Annotated in this window: 25 protein-coding genes and 2 tRNA genes; 7 read left to right on the top strand and 20 right to left on the bottom strand. The window is 50.6% G+C overall.

Annotation, left to right across the window (positions count from 1 at the left end):
• Positions 1-77: transfer RNA gene (locus BEB54_RS19430), tRNA-Met, on the bottom strand.
• Between the two features lie 347 nt (positions 78-424).
• Here BEB54_RS19430 and argG point away from each other — a divergent pair.
• Positions 425-1768, top strand: coding sequence for an argininosuccinate synthase (argG, locus tag BEB54_RS19425; RefSeq protein WP_033869850.1), 1344 nt, complete (start codon positions 425-427; stop codon positions 1766-1768).
• 7 nt (positions 1769-1775) lie between these two features.
• Here the strand turns inward: argG and BEB54_RS19420 are convergent, their stop codons facing one another.
• The 7 genes from BEB54_RS19420 to rlmE form a co-directional block, all read right to left on the bottom strand.
• Positions 1776-3401: a phosphoethanolamine transferase gene (locus BEB54_RS19420; RefSeq protein ID WP_077760079.1), complete on the bottom strand. Its 1626-nt coding sequence runs from the start codon at positions 3399-3401 to the stop codon at positions 1776-1778.
• Between the two features lie 456 nt (positions 3402-3857).
• Positions 3858-3944: transfer RNA gene (locus tag BEB54_RS19415), tRNA-Leu, on the bottom strand.
• Between the two features lie 13 nt (positions 3945-3957).
• Positions 3958-4290 (bottom strand): preprotein translocase subunit SecG, encoded by a 333-nt coding sequence (gene secG, locus BEB54_RS19410; RefSeq protein ID WP_001295556.1) that lies wholly within the window; start codon positions 4288-4290, stop codon positions 3958-3960.
• Positions 4291-4517: 227 nt separating this feature from the next.
• Positions 4518-5855 (bottom strand): phosphoglucosamine mutase, encoded by a 1338-nt coding sequence (gene glmM / locus BEB54_RS19405; protein ID WP_000071137.1) that lies wholly within the window; start codon positions 5853-5855, stop codon positions 4518-4520.
• Positions 5848-6696: a dihydropteroate synthase gene (folP, locus tag BEB54_RS19400; RefSeq protein WP_000764731.1), complete on the bottom strand. Its 849-nt coding sequence runs from the start codon at positions 6694-6696 to the stop codon at positions 5848-5850. The genes glmM and folP overlap by 8 nt, the downstream gene beginning before the upstream one ends.
• Before the next feature lie 89 nt (positions 6697-6785).
• A complete protein-coding gene (gene ftsH, locus BEB54_RS19395; protein WP_001107467.1) occupies positions 6786-8720 on the bottom strand; it encodes an ATP-dependent zinc metalloprotease FtsH in 1935 nt (644 codons plus the stop codon).
• Positions 8721-8819: 99 nt separating this feature from the next.
• Positions 8820-9449: a 23S rRNA (uridine(2552)-2'-O)-methyltransferase RlmE gene (rlmE, locus tag BEB54_RS19390; RefSeq protein WP_000145975.1), complete on the bottom strand. Its 630-nt coding sequence runs from the start codon at positions 9447-9449 to the stop codon at positions 8820-8822.
• 125 nt (positions 9450-9574) lie between these two features.
• Between rlmE and yhbY the strand changes: the two genes are divergently transcribed.
• The gene (gene yhbY, locus BEB54_RS19385; RefSeq protein ID WP_001054420.1) at positions 9575-9868 is read left to right on the top strand and encodes a ribosome assembly RNA-binding protein YhbY; all 294 of its coding nucleotides are present in this window, start codon (positions 9575-9577) and stop codon (positions 9866-9868) included.
• 155 nt (positions 9869-10023) lie between these two features.
• Here the strand turns inward: yhbY and greA are convergent, their stop codons facing one another.
• On the bottom strand, positions 10024-10500 hold the full coding sequence (gene greA / locus BEB54_RS19380; RefSeq protein WP_001148001.1) for a transcription elongation factor GreA: 477 nt from the start codon (positions 10498-10500) through the stop codon (positions 10024-10026).
• A gap of 247 nt (positions 10501-10747) precedes the next feature.
• Between greA and dacB the strand changes: the two genes are divergently transcribed.
• Positions 10748-12181: a serine-type D-Ala-D-Ala carboxypeptidase gene (gene dacB, locus BEB54_RS19375; protein WP_105276803.1), complete on the top strand. Its 1434-nt coding sequence runs from the start codon at positions 10748-10750 to the stop codon at positions 12179-12181.
• Between the two features lie 40 nt (positions 12182-12221).
• Here dacB and cgtA read toward each other — a convergent pair whose 3' ends face one another.
• The 4 genes from cgtA to rplU form a co-directional block, all read right to left on the bottom strand.
• Positions 12222-13394 carry an Obg family GTPase CgtA gene (gene cgtA, locus BEB54_RS19370; RefSeq protein ID WP_000673561.1) on the bottom strand — a complete coding sequence of 391 codons (1173 nt, stop codon included), beginning with the start codon at positions 13392-13394 and terminating at the stop codon, positions 12222-12224.
• A 15-nt stretch (positions 13395-13409) separates the two neighbouring features.
• Entirely contained in the window at positions 13410-14375 is a 966-nt protein-coding gene (locus BEB54_RS19365) for a DMT family transporter (RefSeq protein WP_000813040.1), read from the bottom strand.
• Positions 14376-14501: 126 nt separating this feature from the next.
• The gene (gene rpmA / locus BEB54_RS19360) at positions 14502-14759 is read right to left on the bottom strand and encodes a 50S ribosomal protein L27 (RefSeq protein ID WP_000940595.1); all 258 of its coding nucleotides are present in this window, start codon (positions 14757-14759) and stop codon (positions 14502-14504) included.
• Positions 14760-14779: 20 nt separating this feature from the next.
• Entirely contained in the window at positions 14780-15091 is a 312-nt protein-coding gene (gene rplU, locus BEB54_RS19355) for a 50S ribosomal protein L21 (RefSeq protein WP_000271401.1), read from the bottom strand.
• 258 nt (positions 15092-15349) lie between these two features.
• Here rplU and ispB point away from each other — a divergent pair, with 258 nt between their 5' ends.
• Positions 15350-16321, top strand: coding sequence for an octaprenyl diphosphate synthase (ispB, locus tag BEB54_RS19350; RefSeq protein WP_001047336.1), 972 nt, complete (start codon positions 15350-15352; stop codon positions 16319-16321).
• A gap of 228 nt (positions 16322-16549) precedes the next feature.
• Positions 16550-16828 (top strand): DNA-binding transcriptional regulator SfsB, encoded by a 279-nt coding sequence (gene sfsB, locus BEB54_RS19345; protein ID WP_000445413.1) that lies wholly within the window; start codon positions 16550-16552, stop codon positions 16826-16828.
• 47 nt (positions 16829-16875) lie between these two features.
• On the opposite strand, the gene murA is transcribed toward sfsB, so the two are convergent.
• The 7 genes from murA to mlaF all read right to left on the bottom strand — a co-directional run bounded on the left by murA (position 16876) and on the right by mlaF (position 21706).
• Complete coding sequence (gene murA / locus BEB54_RS19340; RefSeq protein ID WP_105276804.1) at positions 16876-18135, bottom strand: UDP-N-acetylglucosamine 1-carboxyvinyltransferase; 1260 nt, start codon at positions 18133-18135, stop codon at positions 16876-16878.
• 54 nt (positions 18136-18189) lie between these two features.
• Positions 18190-18444, bottom strand: coding sequence for a BolA family iron metabolism protein IbaG (ibaG, locus tag BEB54_RS19335; protein ID WP_000429656.1), 255 nt, complete (start codon positions 18442-18444; stop codon positions 18190-18192).
• A gap of 159 nt (positions 18445-18603) precedes the next feature.
• Positions 18604-18897 (bottom strand): lipid asymmetry maintenance protein MlaB, encoded by a 294-nt coding sequence (mlaB, locus tag BEB54_RS19330; RefSeq protein WP_072794418.1) that lies wholly within the window; start codon positions 18895-18897, stop codon positions 18604-18606.
• Complete coding sequence (gene mlaC / locus BEB54_RS19325) at positions 18897-19532, bottom strand: phospholipid-binding protein MlaC (RefSeq protein WP_000476484.1); 636 nt, start codon at positions 19530-19532, stop codon at positions 18897-18899. Before mlaC ends, mlaB begins: the two co-directional genes overlap by 1 nt.
• A gap of 18 nt (positions 19533-19550) precedes the next feature.
• Positions 19551-20102 (bottom strand): outer membrane lipid asymmetry maintenance protein MlaD, encoded by a 552-nt coding sequence (mlaD, locus tag BEB54_RS19320; protein ID WP_001296448.1) that lies wholly within the window; start codon positions 20100-20102, stop codon positions 19551-19553.
• Between the two features lie 4 nt (positions 20103-20106).
• The gene (gene mlaE, locus BEB54_RS19315) at positions 20107-20889 is read right to left on the bottom strand and encodes a lipid asymmetry maintenance ABC transporter permease subunit MlaE (RefSeq protein ID WP_000925795.1); all 783 of its coding nucleotides are present in this window, start codon (positions 20887-20889) and stop codon (positions 20107-20109) included.
• A gap of 7 nt (positions 20890-20896) precedes the next feature.
• Positions 20897-21706 (bottom strand): phospholipid ABC transporter ATP-binding protein MlaF, encoded by an 810-nt coding sequence (gene mlaF / locus BEB54_RS19310; RefSeq protein WP_000438245.1) that lies wholly within the window; start codon positions 21704-21706, stop codon positions 20897-20899.
• Between the two features lie 209 nt (positions 21707-21915).
• Here mlaF and BEB54_RS19305 point away from each other — a divergent pair, with 209 nt between their 5' ends.
• Positions 21916-22893, top strand: coding sequence for a calcium/sodium antiporter (locus BEB54_RS19305; RefSeq protein ID WP_032185194.1), 978 nt, complete (start codon positions 21916-21918; stop codon positions 22891-22893).
• Positions 22894-22906: 13 nt separating this feature from the next.
• Entirely contained in the window at positions 22907-23893 is a 987-nt protein-coding gene (gene kdsD / locus BEB54_RS19300) for an arabinose-5-phosphate isomerase KdsD (RefSeq protein ID WP_001295557.1), read from the top strand.

Below are 23893 nucleotides of genomic sequence, written 5' to 3'. Positions count from 1 at the left end.
TGGTTGCGGGGGCCGGATTTGAACCGACGACCTTCGGGTTATGAGCCCGACGAGCTACCAGGCTGCTCCACCCCGCGCCTGAAACGTGGCAAATTCTACTCGTTTTGGGTAAAAAATGCAAATACTGCTGGGATTTGGTGTACCGAGACGGGACGTAAAATCTGCAGGCATTATAGTGATCCACGCCACATTTTGTCAACATTTATTGCTAATCGCGTGAATGAATATCCAGTTCACTTTCTTTTGTCGAATACTTTTGCCCTCTACTGCTCCTCCTTAAGCGCATTATTTTACAAAAAACACACTAAACTCTTCCTGTCACCGATAAAAGATGATTAAATGAAAACTCATTTATTTTGCATAAAAATTCAGTGAGAGCGGAAATCCAGGCTCATCATCAGTTAATTAAGCAGGGTGTTATTTTATGACGACGATTCTCAAGCATCTCCCGGTAGGTCAACGTATTGGTATCGCTTTTTCCGGCGGTCTGGACACCAGTGCCGCACTGCTGTGGATGCGACAAAAGGGAGCGGTTCCTTATGCATATACTGCAAACCTGGGCCAGCCAGACGAAGAGGATTATGATGCGATCCCTCGTCGTGCCATGGAATACGGCGCGGAGAACGCACGTCTGATCGACTGCCGCAAACAACTGGTTGCCGAAGGTATTGCCGCTATTCAGTGTGGCGCATTTCATAACACCACCGGCGGCCTGACCTATTTCAACACGACGCCGCTGGGCCGCGCCGTGACTGGCACAATGCTGGTTGCGGCCATGAAAGAAGATGGCGTGAATATCTGGGGAGACGGCAGTACCTATAAAGGAAACGATATCGAACGTTTCTATCGTTACGGTCTGCTGACCAATGCTGAACTTCAGATTTACAAACCGTGGCTTGATACTGATTTTATTGATGAACTGGGCGGCCGTCATGAAATGTCTGAATTTATGATTGCCTGCGGTTTCGACTACAAAATGTCTGTCGAAAAAGCCTACTCCACGGACTCTAACATGCTTGGTGCAACACACGAAGCGAAGGATCTGGAATACCTCAACTCCAGCGTCAAAATCGTCAACCCGATTATGGGCGTGAAGTTCTGGGATGAGAGCGTGAAGATCCCGGCAGAAGAAGTCACAGTACGCTTTGAGCAAGGTCATCCGGTGGCGCTGAACGGTAAAACCTTTAGCGATGACGTAGAAATGATGCTGGAAGCTAACCGCATCGGCGGTCGTCATGGCCTGGGCATGAGCGACCAGATCGAAAACCGTATCATCGAAGCGAAAAGCCGTGGTATTTACGAAGCTCCGGGGATGGCGCTGCTACATATCGCTTATGAACGTCTGCTGACCGGTATTCACAACGAAGACACCATTGAGCAGTATCACGCACATGGTCGTCAGTTGGGCCGTTTGCTGTACCAGGGACGTTGGTTTGATTCCCAGGCGCTGATGCTGCGTGACTCCCTGCAACGCTGGGTTGCCAGCCAGATCACTGGTGAAGTTACCCTGGAGCTACGCCGCGGGAACGATTACTCCATCCTTAATACCATCTCAGAGAATCTGACCTACAAGCCAGAGCGTCTGACGATGGAAAAAGGCGACTCGGTGTTCTCGCCAGACGATCGTATCGGTCAACTGACCATGCGCAACCTGGATATCACCGATACCCGCGAGAAACTTTTCGGCTATGCCAAAACTGGCCTGCTTTCCTCCTCTGCCGCTTCAGGCGTGCCGCAGGTGGAGAATCTGGAAAATAAAGGCCAGTAATTCGACATCAACCCTGCCCTTCAGGGGTGGGGTTACCTTGCTTATCCTCAGTAAACTCCTTTCTTAGCATCACAAAATCGAAAACATCATGGTTTGCATCTACAACCCGTGAATCTCCTTTATAGTGTGCAATCACTTCCTCCAGCGTTTGCGGCTGTTCCGGCTTTGTTACCCCCATCCACGCATTAATAAGGTAATTATTGTAAGCAGTGGAAAAGATATCGTTTTCCGTTGTGCGATCCACGCCATCCCCAAGAACGGGGCTATACCAGATAAACATCGGAACATGATATGCCTGCTGGCTGGCCTCCCTGCCTCCATGAAAATAAATGTTCTTCTTCGTCGGGTCGCGTTCCAGGCCATGGTCGGCAAAATACATGACCGAGGCTCGGCGATCTTTTAATAATTCAAAAACCTGACCTAGCAAACTATCTGTGTAATGAATGGAGTTGTCATAGCAGGCATCCTGATCGTCCTGTGGTTGAAACACGGCGCTGGATTGCGGATAGGCGCTACAAGCCGGTTCATGGCTTCCATTTAAATGAAGAACAATCAGTTTCTTTTGCTGCGTCTTTTGCTGTAACGCTTGCGATAAATGCGGCAACAACAATTCATCAAATCCTCTGACATAGACTGTTTCCATGGCGCGCATGGCGATACTGGTAACTGCTGTACCATTCTGCCGAAAAGCGGATTGCGAGCTTAGCCAGAAAGTCTGAAATCCTGCTTGATTAGCCATATTAATAATGTTGTCCGGGTAATTATGAATGTCATGACTCAAAACAGAATCAGCAGTTAAAGAAAGGGGAACCGACAGCGCAGTGTAAGGTGCACCGCTTATTGCTTGATTAAACAGTTTGATCTGTTTTCTTTGTGCTTCGACTTGCGGTGTCGTAGAGCGTGTATATCCATACAAAGACATATTGTCGACACGTACAGACTCCCCCACAATCAACACGTAGGTATCAATACCTGTATCCCTGACTGATAATTGAAAATACGGCACCGTGTTTGCAATTGAGAGTAATCTTTGATGCTCTTTCGCTGCTAAAGCAAAATAATTGAGATTGAAAAACGGTGTATAGGTAGCAAATCGCGACGCTAGTATATATGGACTGAACGCTTTTTTATTTTTTGCATCTTTATAAGCAAATTGACAAGCGGAAAATAAACTGCCCGAAATGACAATCAGCAATAATATTCCTGTCACTTTTTTCGTCGGCAAGGAAACATCATATTTTATTATTACTGCCAAAAAAAGAAGGGATAAAAAGGCAAAAGCACATAGATAAGGGATATACATCCCCAGCATTTTGACAACTTCATCCGGATCACTCTGCAGCACACTAATCGCAAATCCATCATTGAAAGTTGTACCAAAGGTACACCATGAATAGAGGCTAATACTCATGTCTGCCGCTGTCAGTAACACAAATGGTGCGGCAACAAGCAGGCGAAGCGGAAGGGATGATATACGTTTAACAACCAGGATGGTCAGAACGAAGAACAGCAATCGCTGAACCATATGCGCTCCGGAAGAGGCGACTAAGTTCGTAATACCAAAAACAATAACACAAAGATACAACAACCAATGAGATTTAAAACTTCTAACAAATTTGTTGAATACTGTCATCCAGAAATCCAAGTTCACAACCAATATAAACAATTATCAACAATGTTCAATTTTATATCAGACATGTTTTTCAATGCTGATCCATATCAGACCGAAACACTGTTAGTTTTTTCTTTTTAAATGATGCGGCCATTGTTCTCAGTAATTAAATAACATTATCAATGCGTCTCTAAACATTACGCAGAACGTAGCCATCAGTAGTTATACTGACAGGAGCAGGATGGTTTATCGAGAAGTAAACATATCCGTATTCGTACCGGAACTGGAGTTGACACAATAAAGTGCCAATTATGTCAGCAGTAGGGAAAAGTTTATAACTAAGGCGTACCGGCACCATCGTTTCAAAGTACCAGCTACGAGTAAAGCAACTGGACGAGATACAGATATCTGACAACCATTCCTCAGACCAGGACCAAAACGAAAAAAGACGCTTTTCAGCGTCTCTTTTCTGGAATTTGGTACCGAGGACGGGACTTGAACCCGTAAGCCCTATTGGGCACTACCACCTCAAGGTAGCGTGTCTACCAATTCCACCACCTCGGCACGGATACTACTTTTAGTTCGGGATATCGCTGGTCGGCTTAGCCGGAGCAGCTGGCTGAGTTTGTTCGGTTTTGGCCGGTGCACTCAGGTTTTCCCATTCACTACCTTTATTGGTTTTGTTGCTATTGATGTTACCCAGCACCAGACTGATGATGAAGAATAACGTTGCCAGCAGCGCCGTCATGCGGGTCATGAAGTTACCAGAACCACTTGAACCAAACAGCGTAGCGGAAGCGCCTGCTCCGAAGGAGGCTCCCATATCAGCGCCTTTACCTTGCTGCAGCATGATCAGACCAACAAGGCCAATTGCCACAATAAGGAAAACTACTAAAAGAGCTTCGTACATAATCAACCTGTTCCTTGCGGAGTTGCCGCGTACCAATGCTTCAACCAATAAAGCGGGAATTTCTAATCTTTCCCACTGAAGCGGGTGTGAATACTAACCAAAGCGAATGACCTTCGCAAGGGCAATTTTATCGCATTGTATCAACTGCGGAAAAAAACAGCAAAACCGATATGTTCACCGAGAAAAAAGGCGACAATCGCCGCCTTTTTAGACAGTTATATAACGCGTTAAACGGCTTTTACTGCATCGGCGATGCGGTGTGCAAATTCAGTCACCTGCGCTTCGTCTTCGCCTTCTACCATCACGCGAATTAACGGTTCGGTGCCGGATTTACGCAACAGCACACGTCCACGGCTACCCAGCGCCGCTTCAACTTCTGCGGTTACAGCTTTGACTGATTCATGCTCCAGCGGATCGCCGCTACCTGCGGTGTAACGCACGTTAACCAGAATCTGCGGGAACATTTTCATGCCGCTGCAAAGATCGTGCAGGCTCATATGGTTACGCGCCATCGCCGCCAGCACCTGCAAACCAGCAACGATGCCGTCACCGGTTGTGGTTTTATCCAGCAGGATCACATGACCAGAATTCTCTGCACCGATACGCCAGCCTTTCTCCTGCATTTTTTCCAGTACGTAGCGATCACCCACTTTCGCACGAGCAAACGGAATTCCTAGCTGTTTCAGGGCGAGTTCCAGCCCCATGTTGCTCATCAATGTACCCACCGCGCCACCACGCAGTTGGCCCTGACGCAGACCTTCGCGCGCGATGATATACATAATCTGGTCGCCATCGACTTTATTGCCTTCATGGTCAACCATAATCACGCGGTCGCCGTCACCGTCAAAGGCGATCCCAAGATCTGCTTTTTCAGCCAGTACGCGCGCCTGTAACGCACGAACATCTGTTGCCCCCACTTCGGCATTGATGTTTACGCCGTTCGGCTCACAACCGATAGCGATAACGTTCGCCCCCAGTTCACGCAGCACGTTCGGCGCGATGTGATAAGTCGCGCCGTTTGCACAATCCACCACAATCTTCAGTTCACTGAGGCTAAGTTCGTTCGGGAACGTGGCTTTGCAAAACTCGATATAGCGACCCGCAGCATCAACGATACGGCTGGCTTTACCCAGTTCTGCCGAATCAACACAGCTGATCTCTTTTTCCATTTCCGCTTCGATGGCTTCTTCAACTGCATCCGGCAGCTTAGTACCGTCAATAGAAAAGAATTTAATGCCGTTATCGTAGAATGGGTTATGCGATGCAGAAATTACAATCCCGGCCTCTGCGCGGAAGGTACGCGTCAGATAAGCCACGGCAGGTGTAGGCATCGGGCCTGTAAAGAGTGCGGAAAGGCCCGCAGCCGCCAGACCCGCTTCCAGTGCTGACTCCAGCATATAGCCAGAAATACGCGTGTCTTTACCAATAATGATCTTACGCGAGCCGTGGCGCGCCAGCACTTTACCGGCGGCCCAACCCAACTTAAGTACAAAATCAGGGGTGATCGGCGCATCCCCTACACGACCACGAATCCCATCGGTACCGAAATATTTACGATTACTCATAGCGTTTGTTTTCCTTTGCAGACAGAGTGGCTTCCACCACCCGCATCGCTTCTACGGTTTCTTTGACGTCATGAACACGAATGATGTGCGCACCTTGCATTGCGGCAATGACCGCACAGGCCAAACTACCGCTCAGGCGCTCGGACGGCCCCACGTTCAGCAATTGCCCAATCATCGATTTTCGTGACATACCCACCAACAGCGGCAGGTTGAAATGGTGAAATTCAGCCAGGCGCGCCAGTAATGAATAGTTATGGGAGAGATTTTTACCGAAACCGAATCCGGGGTCGAGCAACAATTTCTCTTTTGCGATACCCGCCTGCTCACAACGAGCTATCTGCTCAATAAAGTAGCGATTCACTTCCGCAAAGACATCGTCATACTTCGGGGCTTCCTGCATGGTTTTTGGATTTCCCTGCATATGCATCAGGCAAACTGGCAAACCGGTTTCTGCAGCAGCTTCCAGAGCGCCAGGTTCGGAAAGAGAGCGAATATCGTTAATAATGTGAGCACCAACTTTCGCTGACTCACGTATGACTTCTGGTTTGGAAGTATCTACTGAGATCCAGACTTCGAAGCGTTGAGCAATTGCCTCAACCACAGGAATAACACGCTGCAACTCTTCTTCAACGCTAACTTCCGCCGCCCCTGGGCGCGTGGACTCGCCACCAACGTCAATGATCGTCGCACCAGCGTTGATCATCAGATTCGCATGTTTCACCGCATCTATCAGCGAGTTATGCGTGCCGCCATCCGAAAAGGAATCAGGCGTAACGTTGAGGATCCCCATTACGTGAGGATGGCTAAGGTCCAGTGAAGTGCCCTGGGCAAAGAGTTTCATGATGTTATCCCTGGTATGAATTGATAAGAAAAAACCCCGGAGCACGCCCCGGGGTTTTCGGTACAAATACAGTCATCTAATGCGGGAACTTACTTGTCGCCTAACTGCTCTGACATGGTGTTACCCGGGTTCGGCGTACGCGGTTCATCAACCGGACGCGGAGCCTTTGGACTACCATTGTCGCCAGAATTGTTAGAAGCGCCTGGTTCTTCCCAGCCCGCTGGCGGACGTACATCGCGACGTGCCATCAGGTCATCAATCTGCGGTGCGTCGATAGTCTCATATTTCATGAGAGCATCTTTCATCGCATGCAGAATATCCATATTGTCGGTCAGAAGCTGACGCGCACGATTATAGTTACGCTCGATCAGTGCTTTCACTTCCTGGTCGATGATACGTGCCGTTTCATCGGACATATGTTTCGCTTTCGCTACGCTACGACCGAGGAACACTTCACCTTCTTCTTCCGCATACAGCAGCGGACCGAGTTTCTCAGAGAAGCCCCACTGGGTAACCATGTTACGCGCCAGGTTGGTCGCAACTTTAATATCGTTGGACGCCCCGGTAGAAACATGTTCTGGCCCGTAGATGATCTCTTCTGCCAGACGACCGCCGTACAGTGTAGAAATCTGGCTTTCCAGTTTCTGACGGCTGGCGCTGATTGCGTCGCCCTCAGGCAAAAAGAAGGTCACACCCAGCGCACGACCGCGCGGGATAATCGTTACTTTGTGCACCGGATCGTGTTCCGGCACCAGGCGACCGATAATCGCGTGACCTGCTTCGTGGTAAGCAGTCGATTCTTTCTGCGCTTCCGTCATCACCATGGAGCGACGTTCCGCACCCATCATGATTTTGTCTTTCGCTTTCTCGAACTCAACCATCGACACAACACGTTTGTTGCCACGAGCAGCGAACAGTGCCGCTTCGTTCACCAGGTTCGCCAGGTCAGCACCGGAGAAACCAGGAGTACCACGGGCAATGATCGCCGCGTCGATATCGGGTGCCAATGGTACGCGACGCATGTGAACTTTCAGAATCTGCTCACGACCGCGAACATCTGGCAAGCCAACCACAACCTGACGGTCGAAACGGCCAGGACGCAGCAGCGCCGGGTCGAGAACGTCCGGACGGTTAGTCGCAGCGATAACGATGATACCTTCGTTACCTTCGAAGCCATCCATCTCAACCAGCATCTGGTTCAGAGTCTGTTCACGTTCATCGTGACCACCGCCCAGACCTGCGCCACGCTGGCGGCCTACGGCGTCGATTTCATCGATAAAGATGATGCACGGAGCCGCTTTCTTCGCCTGTTCGAACATGTCACGAACACGGGATGCACCCACACCGACGAACATTTCTACGAAGTCAGAACCGGAGATAGTAAAGAACGGAACTTTCGCTTCGCCTGCAATCGCTTTCGCCAGCAGCGTTTTACCGGTACCCGGAGGACCGACCATCAGGACGCCTTTCGGGATCTTACCGCCGAGTTTCTGGAAGCGGCTCGGCTCGCGCAGATACTCAACCAGTTCAGCAACTTCTTCTTTTGCTTCGTCGCAGCCCGCAACGTCAGCAAAGGTCGTTTTGATCTGATCTTCCGTCAGCATGCGCGCTTTGCTCTTACCGAACGACATGGCACCTTTGCCACCGCCGCCCTGCATTTGACGCATGAAGAAGATCCAGACACCAATCAGCAACAGCATCGGGAACCAGGAGATGAAGATAGAAGCCAGCAGGCTTGGTTCTTCAGGCGGTTCACCGACAACCTTGACGTTCTTGGTCAACAGGTTATCCAGTAATTTCGGATCCTGAACCGGAATGTAAGTGGTATAACGGTTACTATCTTTCTTGGTAACGTTGATTTCACGTCCGTTGATACGCGCTTCACGAACCTGGTCGTTATTGACCTCTTGTAGGAAGGTAGAGTAATCCACCTTACGGCCATTAGACTCGCTGGGCCCAAAGCTCTGGAATACTGACATCAGCACAACGGCAATGACCAGCCAGAGAATTAGGTTTTTCGCCATGTCACTCAAGGGATTAACCTCTTATTACAACTGTGTTAAAAACAGCGTCAGGATACTCTATATCCAGCATCTTTCAAACTTTCGTCTGAAATCTCCCGGTTAGGGTTTACGCCCGGTCGCTACAATATACACTTCCCGCGAACGTGCACGAGAAGAGTCCGGCTTACGAACTTTGACCTTCGTAAACAGGGAGCGAATTTCCCTTAGATACTCATCGAAACCTTCGCCCTGGAACACCTTCACTACAAAACTGCCACCTGGCGCTAATACATCACGACACATTTCTAACGCCAGTTCCACCAGATACATGGCACGGGGGATATCCACCGCCGGTGTTCCGCTCATGTTTGGTGCCATATCGGACATGACAACCTGGACTTTGCTGTCGCCAACGCGCTCCAGCAGTGCTTTCATCACCAGTTCATCACGAAAATCGCCCTGAAGAAAGTCCACACCAACGATAGGATCCATAGGTAAAAGATCGCAAGCGATGATGCGGCCTTTGCCGCCAATTTGGGTGACCACATATTGTGACCAACCACCCGGAGCAGCACCAAGGTCGACAACCGTCATTCCCGGTTTAAAGAGTTTGTCACTTTGCTGTATTTCATCAAGTTTAAACCAGGCACGGGAACGTAACCCCTTTTTCTGTGCCTGTTGAACATATTTATCGCTAAAGTGTTCCTGAAGCCAGCGGCTGGAGCTGGCAGAACGCTTCTTACCTGTCATTTAACTTTCCCATGGGGATAACTCATCGTAACCAATTGCGTAAATTTTTACGCGCCTATTTGGTGATATATGGGAGATGGCGGTAGAATGACCCGTTTTCAATCCCAACGTAAGCAAAAAATACGATGAATCTGAGTACTAAACAAAAACAGCACCTGAAAGGTCTGGCACATCCGCTCAAGCCAGTTGTTCTGCTTGGCAGTAATGGTTTGACCGAAGGGGTACTGGCCGAGATTGAACAAGCGTTAGAGCACCATGAACTCATCAAGGTGAAAATCGCCACCGAAGATCGCGAAACTAAAACCTTGATCGTGGAAGCTATCGTGCGCGAAACCGGCGCCTGTAATGTACAGGTCATCGGTAAAACGCTGGTGCTTTATCGCCCAACTAAAGAACGTAAAATCTCGTTGCCACGCTAAGATTATCCTAAAGTTACACACATTTGCTGTGTAAAACGAGGGGTTTTCCGCAGGCAGGAGAGCAAAATGCCACGCTCTGTTCGTTGATAAAAGGCCGCATAGCGGCCTTTTTCCTTTCTTTACAATACATCAACATCTTGAGTATTGGGTAATTCTTACAGGTATTCCACCTTAATTACTTCAAATTCTACTTCGCCGCCCGGCGTTTTGATGACCACAACATCATCTTCTTCTTTGCCGATCAGGCCACGGGCAATAGGCGAGTTTACAGAAATCAGGTTCTGTTTAAAGTCAGCTTCGTCATCGCCAACGATGCGATAAGTCTGCTCTTCGTCAGAATCCAGATTCAACACCGTTACGGTAGCACCAAAAATAACGCGCCCATTGTTAGGCATTTTGGTGACATCAATCACCTGGGCGTTCGACAGTTTGGCTTCAATATCTTTGATACGACCTTCGCAGAAACCCTGCTGTTCACGAGCTGCGTGGTATTCGGCGTTTTCTTTCAGGTCGCCATGCTCGCGCGCTTCCGCGATAGCAGCAATAATTTCAGGACGGCGCACAGATTTCAGAAAATCCAGCTCTTCGCGTAATTTTTCAGCGCCGCGTAAGGTCATCGGAATAGCTTGCATTTGTTATACCTCTTGAATATTCCTGATGGGGCGAGTCTCCACCCACCCCAGCTGTTCGGCCTGCCCGGCATAACTCCTCACCGGGACCAGAAGCAAAAAAATACCGACCCGGGTACAAGTCCCAGGTCAGCTGCAATTCACATTTTGATAGTCATTTTACCCTGAAGTTCCCGCAGGGTCATCGTTTACTTTATAGGGCGTTGCGCCGTAGTATGACGGCTCGATTCCAGGTTGTTAGCGCGAGATTATGCGATTTTCCAGATTTATCATCGGATTGACCAGCTGTATAGCGTTCAGTGTTCAGGCCGCGAATGTAGATGAGTACATTACTCAACTCCCCGCTGGCGCCAACCTTGCCCTGATGGTGCAAAAAGTCGGCGCATCGGCCCCCGCTATTGATTACCACAGTCAGCAGATGGCGCTGCCCGCCAGTACGCAGAAAGTGATTACTGCGCTGGCGGCGTTGATTCAACTCGGCCCCGATTTTCGTTTTACTACTACGCTTGAAACCAAAGGCAATGTGGAAAACGGCGTACTCAAGGGTGACTTAGTGGCGCGATTTGGTGCCGATCCGACGTTAAAACGTCAGGATATTCGCAATATGGTCACGACTTTGAAAAAATCTGGCGTCAACCAAATTGATGGTAATGTGTTGATAGACACCTCCATTTTTGCCAGCCACGATAAAGCCCCCGGCTGGCCGTGGAATGACATGACACAATGCTTTAGCGCTCCGCCTGCCGCCGCCATAGTTGACCGCAACTGTTTCTCCGTCTCGCTCTACAGTGCCCAAAAACCCGGTGATATGGCCTTTATACGCGTGGCATCTTATTACCCTGTTACGATGTTCAGCCAGGTACGCACCCTCCCCCGTGGTTCTGCCGAAGCGCAATATTGCGAGCTGGATGTGGTGCCAGGCGACCTGAACCGCTTTACGCTGACCGGATGCCTGCCACAACGTTCTGAGCCGCTCCCGTTGGCTTTTGCCATACAGGATGGAGCCAGCTATGCCGGTGCAATTCTGAAAGATGAGTTAAAACAGGCAGGTATCACCTGGAGCGGAACACTACTGCGCCAGACTCAGGTTAATGAACCCGGAACGGTAGTTGCCAGTAAACAGTCGGCCCCGTTGCACGATCTGCTTAAGATTATGCTGAAAAAGTCAGACAACATGATTGCCGATACGGTTTTCCGCATGATAGGCCATGCGCGCTTCAATGTGCCCGGAACATGGCGGGCCGGATCGGACGCCGTACGTCAGATCCTGCGTCAGCAAGCTGGTATCGATATTGGTAACTCGATTATTGCCGATGGTTCAGGGCTTTCGCGGCATAACCTGATTGCACCTGCCACCATGATGCAGGTGCTGCAATACATTGCCCAACATGACAATGAACTTAACTTTATCTCTATGCTGCCGCTTGCAGGCTATGACGGCTCTTTGCAGTACCGTGCGGGCCTGCATCAGGCTGGCGTGGACGGAAAAGTCTCAGCAAAAACCGGCTCTTTGCAGGGGGTATATAACCTGGCGGGATTCATTACCACAGCGAGCGGGCAACGAATGGCGTTTGTACAATATCTTTCTGGCTATGCGGTAGAACCCGCGGATCAGCGTAATCGCCGCATTCCGTTAGTGCGTTTTGAAAGCCGTTTGTATAAAGATATTTATCAGAATAATTAGTCTAAAGAGAAACCCCGGCACATGGCCGGGGTTTAGCTGATTAACGCTTGTAAATGAACTCAACGCCTTCTTCGTCGTCTTCGTCCCAGTCGTCATCCCAGTCTTCATCATCCTCTTCAGCAATCTCTTCAAGCTGCTGACGGTGATAATCATCCCACATGAATTCGACTTTCTCTGGCTGTTTCGCCTCTTCGGCCTGCACAACTGGGTTTTCAATGATAAAAGTCATCACATCCCAGCAGAGATCTTTCACGCCCAGTCCGCTCGCCGCAGAGATCAGATAATATTTATCTTCCCAGCCCAGCGCCTCCGCGATCGCTTTGGCTTTCTCTTCAGCTTCTGCCTTATCCAGCAGGTCGATCTTGTTGAAGACTAACCAACGTGGTTTTGCCGCCAAATCCTGGCTGTATTTTTCCAGCTCGCTGATAATAATACGCGCGTTTTCAACCGGATCGGTACCGTCAATCGGATCGATATCGATGAGGTGCAACAGGACGCGGCAACGTTCCAGGTGCTTCAGGAAGCGAATCCCCAGTCCTGCACCTTCCGCAGCGCCTTCAATCAGTCCTGGAATATCGGCAACAACGAAGCTCTTTTCGTTATCCATACGAACCACACCCAGGCTCGGTACCAGAGTGGTAAACGGATAATCCGCCACTTTCGGTTTAGCCGCCGAGACCGCGCGGATAAAGGTCGATTTACCCGCATTCGGCATTCCCAGCATACCGACGTCAGCCAGCAGCATCAGCTCCAGCAGCAGCTCGCGCTTATCGCCCGGCGTACCGTTGGTTTTCTGCCGTGGTGTACGGTTAACGGACGATTTGAAACGGGTATTGCCCAGACCGTGCCAGCCGCCCTTAGCAACCAGCAGACGCTGACCGTGTTTAGTCATATCGCCCATGGTTTCACCGGTACCCTGGTCGATTACACGCGTACCTACTGGCACTTTAATCGTCACGTCTTTACCGCGCTTACCGGTACAATCGCGGCTTGCGCCGTTCTGACCGCGCTCTGCACGGAAAGATTTTTCAAAACGATAATCGATAAGTGTGTTCAGGTTCTCGTCGGCTTCCATCCATACGTCACCACCGTCACCGCCGTCGCCGCCATCCGGGCCGCCTTTCGGAATATATTTTTCGCGGCGGAAACTCACGCAACCATTACCGCCATCACCTGCAACGACCAGAATCGATGCTTCATCAACAAACTTCATTTTATTCTCCGTAAATCATTCGCCTGCGCGGGGTTGCGATACCACCGTTGTATGCTTACGTAATCCGCCCCAAATACGATGACCAATGGCGGAATACATCGCGCCCGCAACCACGACAAACGCACCGAGATAACCTAAAAGGTTTAACATCGGTCTGGCGAAGAAATCGGGCCAGGCCAGTGATAAAAGATCTGAAAAAAACAGCGTAAACAGTGGGGTGAGCGTGATGATCGCGCTCACCTGCGCTGCCTGCCAGCGAGCCATCGCTTCCGCCAGGGCGCCATATCCTACCAATGTATTCAGTCCGCAAAAAATTAAACATGCGAGCTGCCAGTGGCTAAGCTGCGCTATCACTCCAGGATTTGCCAGAGGGAAGAGCGCAATTGTACATAAAGTGTACAGCAAAAACAGGATCTGCGGTGAGGCCAGCCGACGCAATAAAACCTTCTGCGCTACGCCATAACTCACCCAAACCGTCGCCGCACCGACCCCAAAGATAACTCCCCAGGTGTAATCGGTGAGCTTTGTAAATATCTCAACCAGACTGGTGTTAAAAAACATCACCAGGCCGCTCAGGAGCATCAATGCCCCCACTACCTGGGTGCTGCGCATTTTCTCTTTCAGGATAAATACGCTGGCAACCATCATGCCAACTGGCGAGAGTTGCCCAATCACCTGCGAAGCGGTCGGACTCAGGTATTGCAAGGATGAGCTGAACAGGATGAAGTTCCCAAACAGCCCGGCGGTCGCCACTGCCAACAAAATCAACCAGCGTGGCTTACGAAACACGCGTAATGGCGGCAACCTCTTCTTCACCGCAAGAATGGCACCAAGGCCAATACTCGCCATCAAGAAACGGTAAAACACGATTGTCGGAGGTTCCATCACCTCCAGCACCTGCTTCATTGCAATTGGCAACGCCCCCCAGCATATTGCTGTGGTGAGCGCCAAAAGAATGCCAATGCCTGCCTGCTGCTTCATACCGTATTCCCTACAAAACGCATTTGCGAGTTAACGCCGCACGATGCGCATTTTTACCGGTTATCGAATGTAAAAAGCCCCGCAACGTGTTGCGGGGCTTTCATCCGTTACCGGGACGCGAAAAACTTATTCAGCTTCGATGCTGATAAATTTACGGTTTTTCGGGCCTTTAACTTCGAATTTCACTTTACCGTCTGCTTTAGCAAACAGAGTGTGGTCACGACCGCAACCTACGTTAGCGCCAGCGTGGAATTTGGTACCACGTTGACGAACGATGATGCTACCCGCCAGAACGGATTCGCCACCGAAACGCTTAACGCCCAGGCGTTTAGCTTCTGAATCGCGACCGTTACGTGTGGAGCCGCCAGCCTTTTTATGTGCCATTTGAAATCTCTCCTCAGGTCTTAGGCGCTGATGCCAGTAATTTTCACATCAGTGAACCACTGACGATGGCCCTGCTGCTTACGATAGTGTTTACGACGACGAAACTTAACGATTTTAACTTTCTCGCCACGACCGTGAGCAACAACTTCAGCTTTGATTACGCCGCCATCAACGAAAGGAACGCCGATTTTGACTTCTTCACCGTTTGCGATCATCAGCACTTCAGCGAACTCAACAGTTTCGCCAGTTGCGATGTCCAGCTTTTCCAGGCGAACGGTCTGACCTTCGCTTACTCGGTGTTGTTTACCACCACTTTGGAAAACCGCGTACATATAAAACTCCGCTTCCGCGCACACCTTTTCAATGATTCAGAGTGCGCTATAAATATTCACAATAGGGCGCGAATATTACGCAAAACGCACGCCTTTGACAAGTGCTACAGTCAATACACGAAGAAAAAAAACACAACTTGTACGGTAACGTTTATCTGTGCCATTTTTTCAGTACAATCACCCTATATTCCTAACCATAAACCCTAAGTTGCCTTTGTTCACAGTAAGGTAATCGGGGCGAAAAGCCCGGCTTTTGCGATGAATTTAGAAAAAATCAATGAGTTAACCGCGCAAGATATGGCGGGTGTTAATGCGGCAATTCTCGAGCAGCTTAATTCCGACGTCCAACTGATCAATCAGTTAGGCTATTACATCGTCAGCGGCGGCGGTAAACGTATTCGTCCGATGATTGCTGTACTGGCTGCACGAGCTGTTGGCTATGAGGGAAATGCGCATGTCACCATTGCTGCCCTGATCGAGTTTATCCACACGGCGACTCTGCTGCACGACGACGTTGTGGATGAATCAGATATGCGCAGGGGTAAAGCTACCGCCAACGCCGCATTTGGCAATGCCGCCAGCGTGCTGGTAGGCGATTTTATTTATACCCGCGCGTTCCAGATGATGACCAGCCTCGGTTCGCTCAAAGTGCTGGAAGTCATGTCAGAAGCCGTAAACGTCATCGCAGAAGGTGAAGTTCTGCAACTGATGAACGTTAACGATCCGGACATCACTGAAGAAAACTACATGCGCGTTATCTATAGCAAAACCGCGCGTCTGTTTGAGGCTGCCGCGCAGTGTTCCGGGATTCTGGCTGGCTGTACGCCGGAGGAGGAGAAAGGCCTGCAGGATTATGGGCGTTATCTCGGCACCGCTTTCCAGTTGATCGACGATTTACTCGATTACAATGCCGATGGCGAACAGTTAGGTAAAAACGTCGGCGACGATCTGAACGAAGGTAAACCGACGCTGCCGCTGCTGCATGCAATGCATCATGGCACACCAGAACAGGCACAGATGATTCGTACCGCCATCGAACAGGGTAACGGTCGTCATCTTCTGGAACCGGTTCTGGAAGCAATGAACGCTTGTGGCTCTCTTGAATGGACGCGTCAGCGTGCCGAGGAAGAAGCAGACAAAGCCATCGCAGCGTTACAGGTGCTCCCGGACACCCCGTGGCGAGAAGCACTCATCGGCCTCGCGCACATCGCTGTTCAACGCGATCGTTAATCCCCTCCCCCTCATCCCGCGCAGTGCGCGGGATGATTCCAATAAGTTCCATAAAAACACTTATTCAGCGTAATAACGCCTGAAAAACCAGTGTATGTATCTTTATATATTCTGAATATTCACACTCTTTACAGGAACTTTTTAGAGCAATAGGCCATCAGGAGTATAGTGATGCTCGACAGAAGAAGTGTTCTGAATGAAAGCGACTAACTTAAGGAGTGAGGAAAGATGGAAAGTAATTTCATTGACTGGCATCCCGCTGACATCATTGCGGGTTTACGCAAGAAAGGAACGTCAATGGCGGCGGAATCTCGCAGAAATGGTTTGAGTTCCTCAACGCTGGCGAACGCATTATCGCGCCCATGGCCAAAAGGAGAGATGATTATTGCGAAAGCACTGGGAACTGACCCCTGGGTTATCTGGCCATCACGCTACCATGATCCGCAGACCCATGAGTTTATCGACAGAACGCAGTTGATGCGTAGCTACACTAAACCGAAAAAATGAGTGGTCTGGCGGTAGCCCCGCGAACGGGGCTGCCAGCTCTCGGACGATTACTCGCCTTTCACACGCTCAATATTTGCACCTAAAGCGCGCAGTTTGTCTTCAATACGTTCGTAGCCACGATCGATGTGATAAATACGATCAACCACCGTTGTCCCTTCCGCAATACAACCAGCCAGCACCAGGCTTGCTGAAGCACGTAGATCGGTTGCCATAACCTGTGCGCCAGAAAGTTTTTCCACACCGTGACAAATAACGGTATTACTTTCAATTTCGGCATGCGCGCCCATACGACTCAGCTCTGGTACGTGCATAAAGCGGTTTTCAAAGACCGTTTCGGTGATGAATCCGGTGCCTTCTGCCACCAGGTTCAGCAGTGTGAACTGGGCCTGCATATCGGTCGGGAATGCCGGATGCGGCGCGGTACGTATGTTAACAGCTTTCGGCCGTTTGCCATGCATATCCAGGCTAATCCAGTCTTCGCCGACTTCAATGTCCGCTCCAGCGTCACGCAATTTCGCCAGCACAGCGTCAAGAGTATCTGGCTGTGCGTTACGGCAGATAATTTTGCCGCGAGAGATCGCCGCAGCCACAAGGAAAGTACCGGTTTCGATACGATCCGGCAGCACGCGATAGACACCGCCGCCTAAACGTTCCACACCTTCGATGATGATACGATCGGTGCCCTGACCGCTAATTTTCGCACCCAGCGTAATCAGGAAGTTCGCGGTATCGACGATTTCCGGTTCACGCGCTGCGTTTTCAATAATCGTGGTGCCTTCCGCCAGGGTTGCAGCACACATGATGGTCACCGTTGCGCCAACGCTGACTTTATCCATCACGATATGTGCGCCTTTCAGACGACCGTCGACGGAAGCTTTAACGTAACCTTCTTCCAGTTTGATGGTCGCGCCTAATTGTTCGAGGCCAGAAATGTGTAGATCAACCGGACGCGCACCGATCGTACAACCGCCAGGCAGTGAAACTTGCCCCTGCCCAAAGCGCGCTACCAGCGGCCCCAGTGCCCAGATAGAGGCACGCATGGTTTTAACCAGATCGTAAGGTGCGCAGAATACATTAACCTCGCGGGCATCAATATGCACAGAACCATTACGCTCTACTTTCGCACCCAGCTGGCTTAGCAGCTTCATTGATGTATCAACGTCTTTCAGTTTCGGGACGTTCTGGATCTCTACCGGTTCTTCCGCCAGTAGTGCGGCAAAAAGAATAGGCAGAGCAGCATTTTTAGCGCCGGAAATTGTGACTTCGCCCTGGAGCTTCGTTGGCCCCTGAACACGAAATTTATCCATTTAGTTTGTTCTCAGTTAACAATTCATATCCGCTACCGGCGAATCGCCCATAGCTCAAAAGCCGTTCAGTTTGCGATCGCGCGCCCACTCCGCAGGGGTATACGCTTTGATCGACACAGCATGAATGCGGTTATCCGCAATATATTCCATCAGCGGGCCATAGACCGTCTGCTGTTTTTTAACCCGACTCATGCCGTCAAACAACTCACCCACGGCAATAACCTGAAAGTGGCTGCCATCGCCGGAAACGTGGACTTCCTGGAGGGAGAGAGCGTTCATCAACACGCTCTGAATTTCATTATTTTCCATGGGATCTTCAATCATCAGTTAATAAACCAGCGAAACATCTTAGAGCAAAGTTGCGCTGGCATAAATAAGCAAAAAGCCTCGCTGATAAATCAGACAAGGCTCAACTTGCAGGCAGGTTTGCCGGACAGGCGGTTAACGCCTTATCCGGCCTGAAAAAATTTAACGAGGCAGAACATCAGCAGGCAAATTATACAATTTCGCCAGGGTATACACTTTGTCGTTTACCCCCTGAAGCGTCACATTGTTGCCCTGCTTTTTCGCCAGATCGATAAGATGGAGCAGCAGCGCCAGTCCACCTGTATCAACGCGGGATACACGGCTAAGATCGATGCAGGTAATCCCCTTCACCGCCTCCTCACGCATTTCCCAAAGCGGTAGCAGAACGTCCTGATCCAGCTCTCCGGATAACGCCAGCGTGTCACCCGTCTGCATCCAGTTCAGTGACTCGCTCATTACTTTTTCTCTTCCAGAGTGATTTTCTGTTGAGAAATCGATTTCAGTTGCGCAGTCAGGCCGTCGATACCTTTGGTACGCAGCAGCGTCCCCCACTCATTTTGTTTGGTGGTGATCATGCTGACACCCTCTGCAATCATGTCGTAAGCCTGCCAGTTGCCCGTCTGGGAGTTTTTACGCCATTGGAAGTCCAGACGCACCGGCGGGCGGCCATTCGGGTCAATAATGGTCACGCGAATAGGCACAATGGTTTTATCACCCAGCGGCTGTTCTGGCGCAATCTGATAGGTTTGACCGTGATACATCGCCAGCGCCTGACCGTAAGCCTGCTTCAGGTACTCACGGAAAGCGGCAAAGTAAGCATCACGTTGAGCTGGGGTCGCACTCTTGTAATACTGACCCAGCACCAGCGCACCGGCGTATTTCACCTGTACGTATGGCAGCAGTTCCTGATCAACAATGGTACGCAGATAATCCGGGTTGGCCCGAATTTGCGGTTGCTCATTCTTCAGGCGATCGAACGTTTTCTGCGCCGCCTCGTCCATCAGCTTATACGGATTGGTCTGGTCTGCCGCGGTTGCCGCACTCAGCGGTGCAATCACCAGCAAAGCGACCATCATTAAACGTTTAAACATGCGTCGGTTCTCCTGAAATTATTTCGTTGTACCCACAGGTTCAGTGGTTTCATTATTACCTGGCGCAGCAGCTGGCGCATCGCCACTATTCTTATTGTCATCGCCTTTACTACCGTAAAGGAACTGACCAATGAGATCTTCCAGCACCATCGCAGACTTAGTGTCCTGGATTGTATCGCCATCCTTCAGGATAGCAGTCCCCAGTTCCGGGTCTTCAAAACCGACGTTTAATGCCAGATATTGTTCCCCCAGCAGGCCGGAAGTACGGATGCTCAGCGAACTGGTATCAGGAATGTGGTTATAACGTTGTTCAATTTCCAGCGTTACGCGTGGCAGATAGGTTTTCGGGTCCAGCGTAATATCCGCCACCCGGCCCACAACAACGCCACCAATGCTGACCGGAGAGCGCGCTTTCAGGCCGCCAATGTTATCGAACGTCGCATAAAGCGTATAGGTCGGTTCAGTACGTATGGACGTCACGTTCGCCGCCTTCAGGCAAACAAACAGCGCCGCCAGCAGTGCTGCTAATAAAAAGATACCCACCCAAATTTCATTTTTTTTCGTTTGCATGAACTCAATTCCCAAACATCAATGCGGTCAGCACAAAATCCAGCCCCAGAACAGCCAGAGACGAGTGGACAACGGTGCGAGTGGTTGCCCGGCTAATCCCGGCAGACGTCGGGATGGCGTCGTAGCCGTTAAACAACGAAATCCACGTCACCGTGATGGCGAACACCACGCTCTTAATCAGACAATTGACCAGATCCATACGCCAGTCGACGGCATTTTGCATTGCCGACCAGAAGAACCCGCTATCAATGCCTTTCCAACTGACGCCGACCAGTGATCCGCCCCAGATCCCCACGGCGACGAAGATGACCGTCAGCAGTGGCAATGAAATAACCCCAGCCCAGAAACGGGGAGAAATAACCCGACGCAACGGATCCACCGCCATCATCTCCATACTGGAGAGTTGCTCTGTAGCGCGCATCAGGCCGATTTCTGCGGTTAACGCCGAACCGGCACGTCCGGCAAACAACAACGCGGCAACCACCGGCCCCAGTTCACGCAGTAGTGATAACGCCACCAGCATACCCAGACTGGTTTCCGCACTATAAGTGGTCAGAACCAGATAACCTTGCAGCCCCAACACCATTCCGATGAACACGCCAGAAACCACAATAATCAGCATCGACAGGACGCCGACATTATAGAGCTGGCGCACCAGCAGCGGCGCATGTTTGCGAAATTCCGGTTTGCCGACCAGCGCATTGAATAACATTAACCCGGCCCGCCCGAACGTTCTCAGGGTTTTAATCCCTTTATGTCCGAGCGACGCCAGCGCATTTAACAGCATGAGTGGCTTAACTCCCTGGTAAAAGATCAGCGTGATAATCGCCGGCAGGATAGCGGAACGGAACAGGCCCGTCAGCTATCCCGTCCAGAAACTGACGTACGCGCGGATCAGGATTCGCCTGCAACGCCTGAGCACTGCCATGAGCGACAATTTTTTTGTCCGCTAGGATCCAGGCGTGATCCGCAATACTTAACACTTCCGGCACATCGTGAGAAACCACCACACAAGTCACGCCCAGCGCGCTGTTCAGCTCAGAAATCAGCTTCACCAGTACGCCCATGGTGATGGGATCTTGCCCAACAAAGGGTTCATCAAACATGATGAGATCCGGCTCCAGCGCAATTGCTCGCGCCAGCGCTGCACGCCGCGCCATCCCTCCGGAAAGTTCAGAAGGCATCAGTTTAGCCGCTCCGCGCAGCCCCACGGCCTCCAGCTTCATCATCACTGTGCTATGCAATAAAGGTGCGGGAAGTTGGGTATGTTCGCGCAGTGGATAGGCAACGTTGTCAAATACGTTCATATCAGTGAACAACGCCCCGGACTGAAATAACATGCTCATCCGTTTGCGCACTGTATACAGGCGCGAACGAGACATCGCCGGAATATTCTCACCATCGAAAAGGATCTCACCATGATCTGGTGCGATTTGCCCGCCAATCAGACGGAGTAGCGTCGTTTTACCGATGCCCGATGGTCCCATGATCGCCGTGATCTTCCCTCGCGGCACGGTCAGGGAAATATTATCGAAGATGCAGCGATTGCCACGCGTAAAACTGACATCGCGCATATCGACTAAATTCGCCACAGACTGCTCCATAATTCACCCTTCGTCTTGCGTTGATTTTCTAAGCATGGCGCTCAATTTAACCTTGAACCCAACATATTTACAGAATATTACTCGCCGTGGTTAGCGAAAGCTGGCATTTGTTTTACTTTTTAGCCGCATAAAGTCAAAATTAAGAATCCGTTACGGCTTTCTGAAAATCTTCAGCGGACCGGCGAGTATACCTGAAGAAAGGACGTTAGATGCTTTTAGCTACGGCACTGTTAATTGTTGGTTTACTTTTGGTCGTTTACAGTGCCGACCGCCTGGTATTTGCCGCGTCCATTCTTTGCCGATCCTTTGGCATACCGCCACTGATCATCGGCATGACGGTGGTCAGTATTGGCACATCGTTACCAGAAATCATCGTTTCGCTTGCCGCATCACTGCACGAACAACGCGATTTAGCCGTTGGTGTAGCCCTCGGATCAAACATTATCAATATTTTGCTGATCCTCGGTCTGGCTGCGCTGGTACGTCCTTTTACCGTCCATTCCGATGTTCTGCGCCGCGAATTACCCTTAATGTTGTTGGTCAGTGTGGTGGCCGGTTCCGTACTCTATGACGGACAACTTAGTCGCAGCGATGGTATCTTTCTCCTCTTTCTGGCTGTGCTATGGCTGCTGTTCATTGTTAAACTTGCACGTCTGGCTGAACGTCAGGGGACTGACAGCCTGACCAGAGAGCAGCTTGCAGAGCTGCCGCGTGAAGGCGGATTGCCCGTCGCGTTTTTATGGCTCGGCATTGCGCTGATCATCATGCCAGTGGCCACGCGGATGGTGGTTGATAACGCCACGGTGCTGGCGAATTACTTTGCCATCAGCGAGTTGACGATGGGTCTGACGGCAATCGCTATCGGAACCAGTCTGCCAGAACTGGCAACCGCAATCGCGGGGGTTCGCAAAGGTGAAAACGACATTGCTGTCGGGAATATCATTGGCGCAAACATTTTTAATATTGTCATCGTGTTGGGTTTACCCGCGCTGATAACGCCTGGAGAGATTGATCCACTGGCGTACAGTCGTGACTACAGCGTGATGTTGCTGGTGAGCATTATTTTTGCGTTGCTGTGCTGGCGGCGCTCCCCGCAACCGGGCCGTGGTGTAGGGGTATTATTAACTGGCGGATTTATCGTATGGCTGGCGATGTTGTACTGGTTATCGCCAATACTCGTTGAATAACTGGAAACGCATTATGTCGCACGTAGAGTTACAACCGGGTTTTGACTTTCAGCAAGCAGGTAAAGAAGTCCTGGCGATTGAACGTGAATGCCTGGCGGAGCTTGATCAATACATCAATCAGAATTTCACGCTTGCCTGTGAAAAGATGTTCTGGTGTAAAGGGAAAGTTGTCGTCATGGGGATGGGGAAATCGGGGCATATTGGGCGCAAAATGGCGGCAACGTTTGCCAGCACTGGTACACCTTCATTTTTCGTCCATCCAGGTGAAGCTGCTCATGGTGATTTGGGTATGGTCACCCCGCAGGACGTGGTGATTGCTATCTCTAACTCCGGTGAATCCAGCGAAATCACGGCCTTAATTCCAGTGCTTAAGCGTCTTCACGTGCCGTTAATCTGCATCACCGGTCGCCCGGAGAGCAGCATGGCGCGCGCCGCAGATGTGCATCTGTGTGTTAAAGTAGCGAAAGAAGCCTGTCCGTTAGGGCTGGCACCGACCAGCAGCACGACCGCCACGCTGGTTATGGGCGATGCGCTCGCTGTCGCGCTGTTAAAAGCACGCGGCTTTACTGCTGAAGATTTTGCGCTCTCACACCCCGGCGGCGCACTGGGTCGTAAACTTCTGCTGCGCGTAAACGATATTATGCATACGGGCGATGAGATCCCGCATGTTAAGAAAACGGCCAGCCTGCGCGACGCGTTGCTGGAAGTTACCCGCAAAAATCTTGGTATGACGGTCATTTGCGATGACAATATGATGATTGAAGGCATCTTTACCGACGGTGATTTACGCCGTGTCTTCGATATGGGTGTGGATGTTCGTCAGTTAAGTATTGCCGATGTGATGACGCCGGGGGGAATACGTGTACGCCCTGGCATTCTGGCCGTTGAGGCACTGAACTTAATGCAGTCCCGCCATATCACCTCCGTGATGGTTGCCGATGGCGACCATTTACTCGGTGTGTTACATATGCATGATTTACTGCGTGCAGGCGTAGTGTAA

Origin of the sequence: Escherichia sp. MOD1-EC6021, assembly GCF_002965245.1 — a bacterium.
Classification (GTDB): Bacteria; Pseudomonadota; Gammaproteobacteria; order Enterobacterales; family Enterobacteriaceae; genus Escherichia; species Escherichia coli_F.
This window is presented reverse-complemented; position numbering and strand designations above follow the sequence as displayed.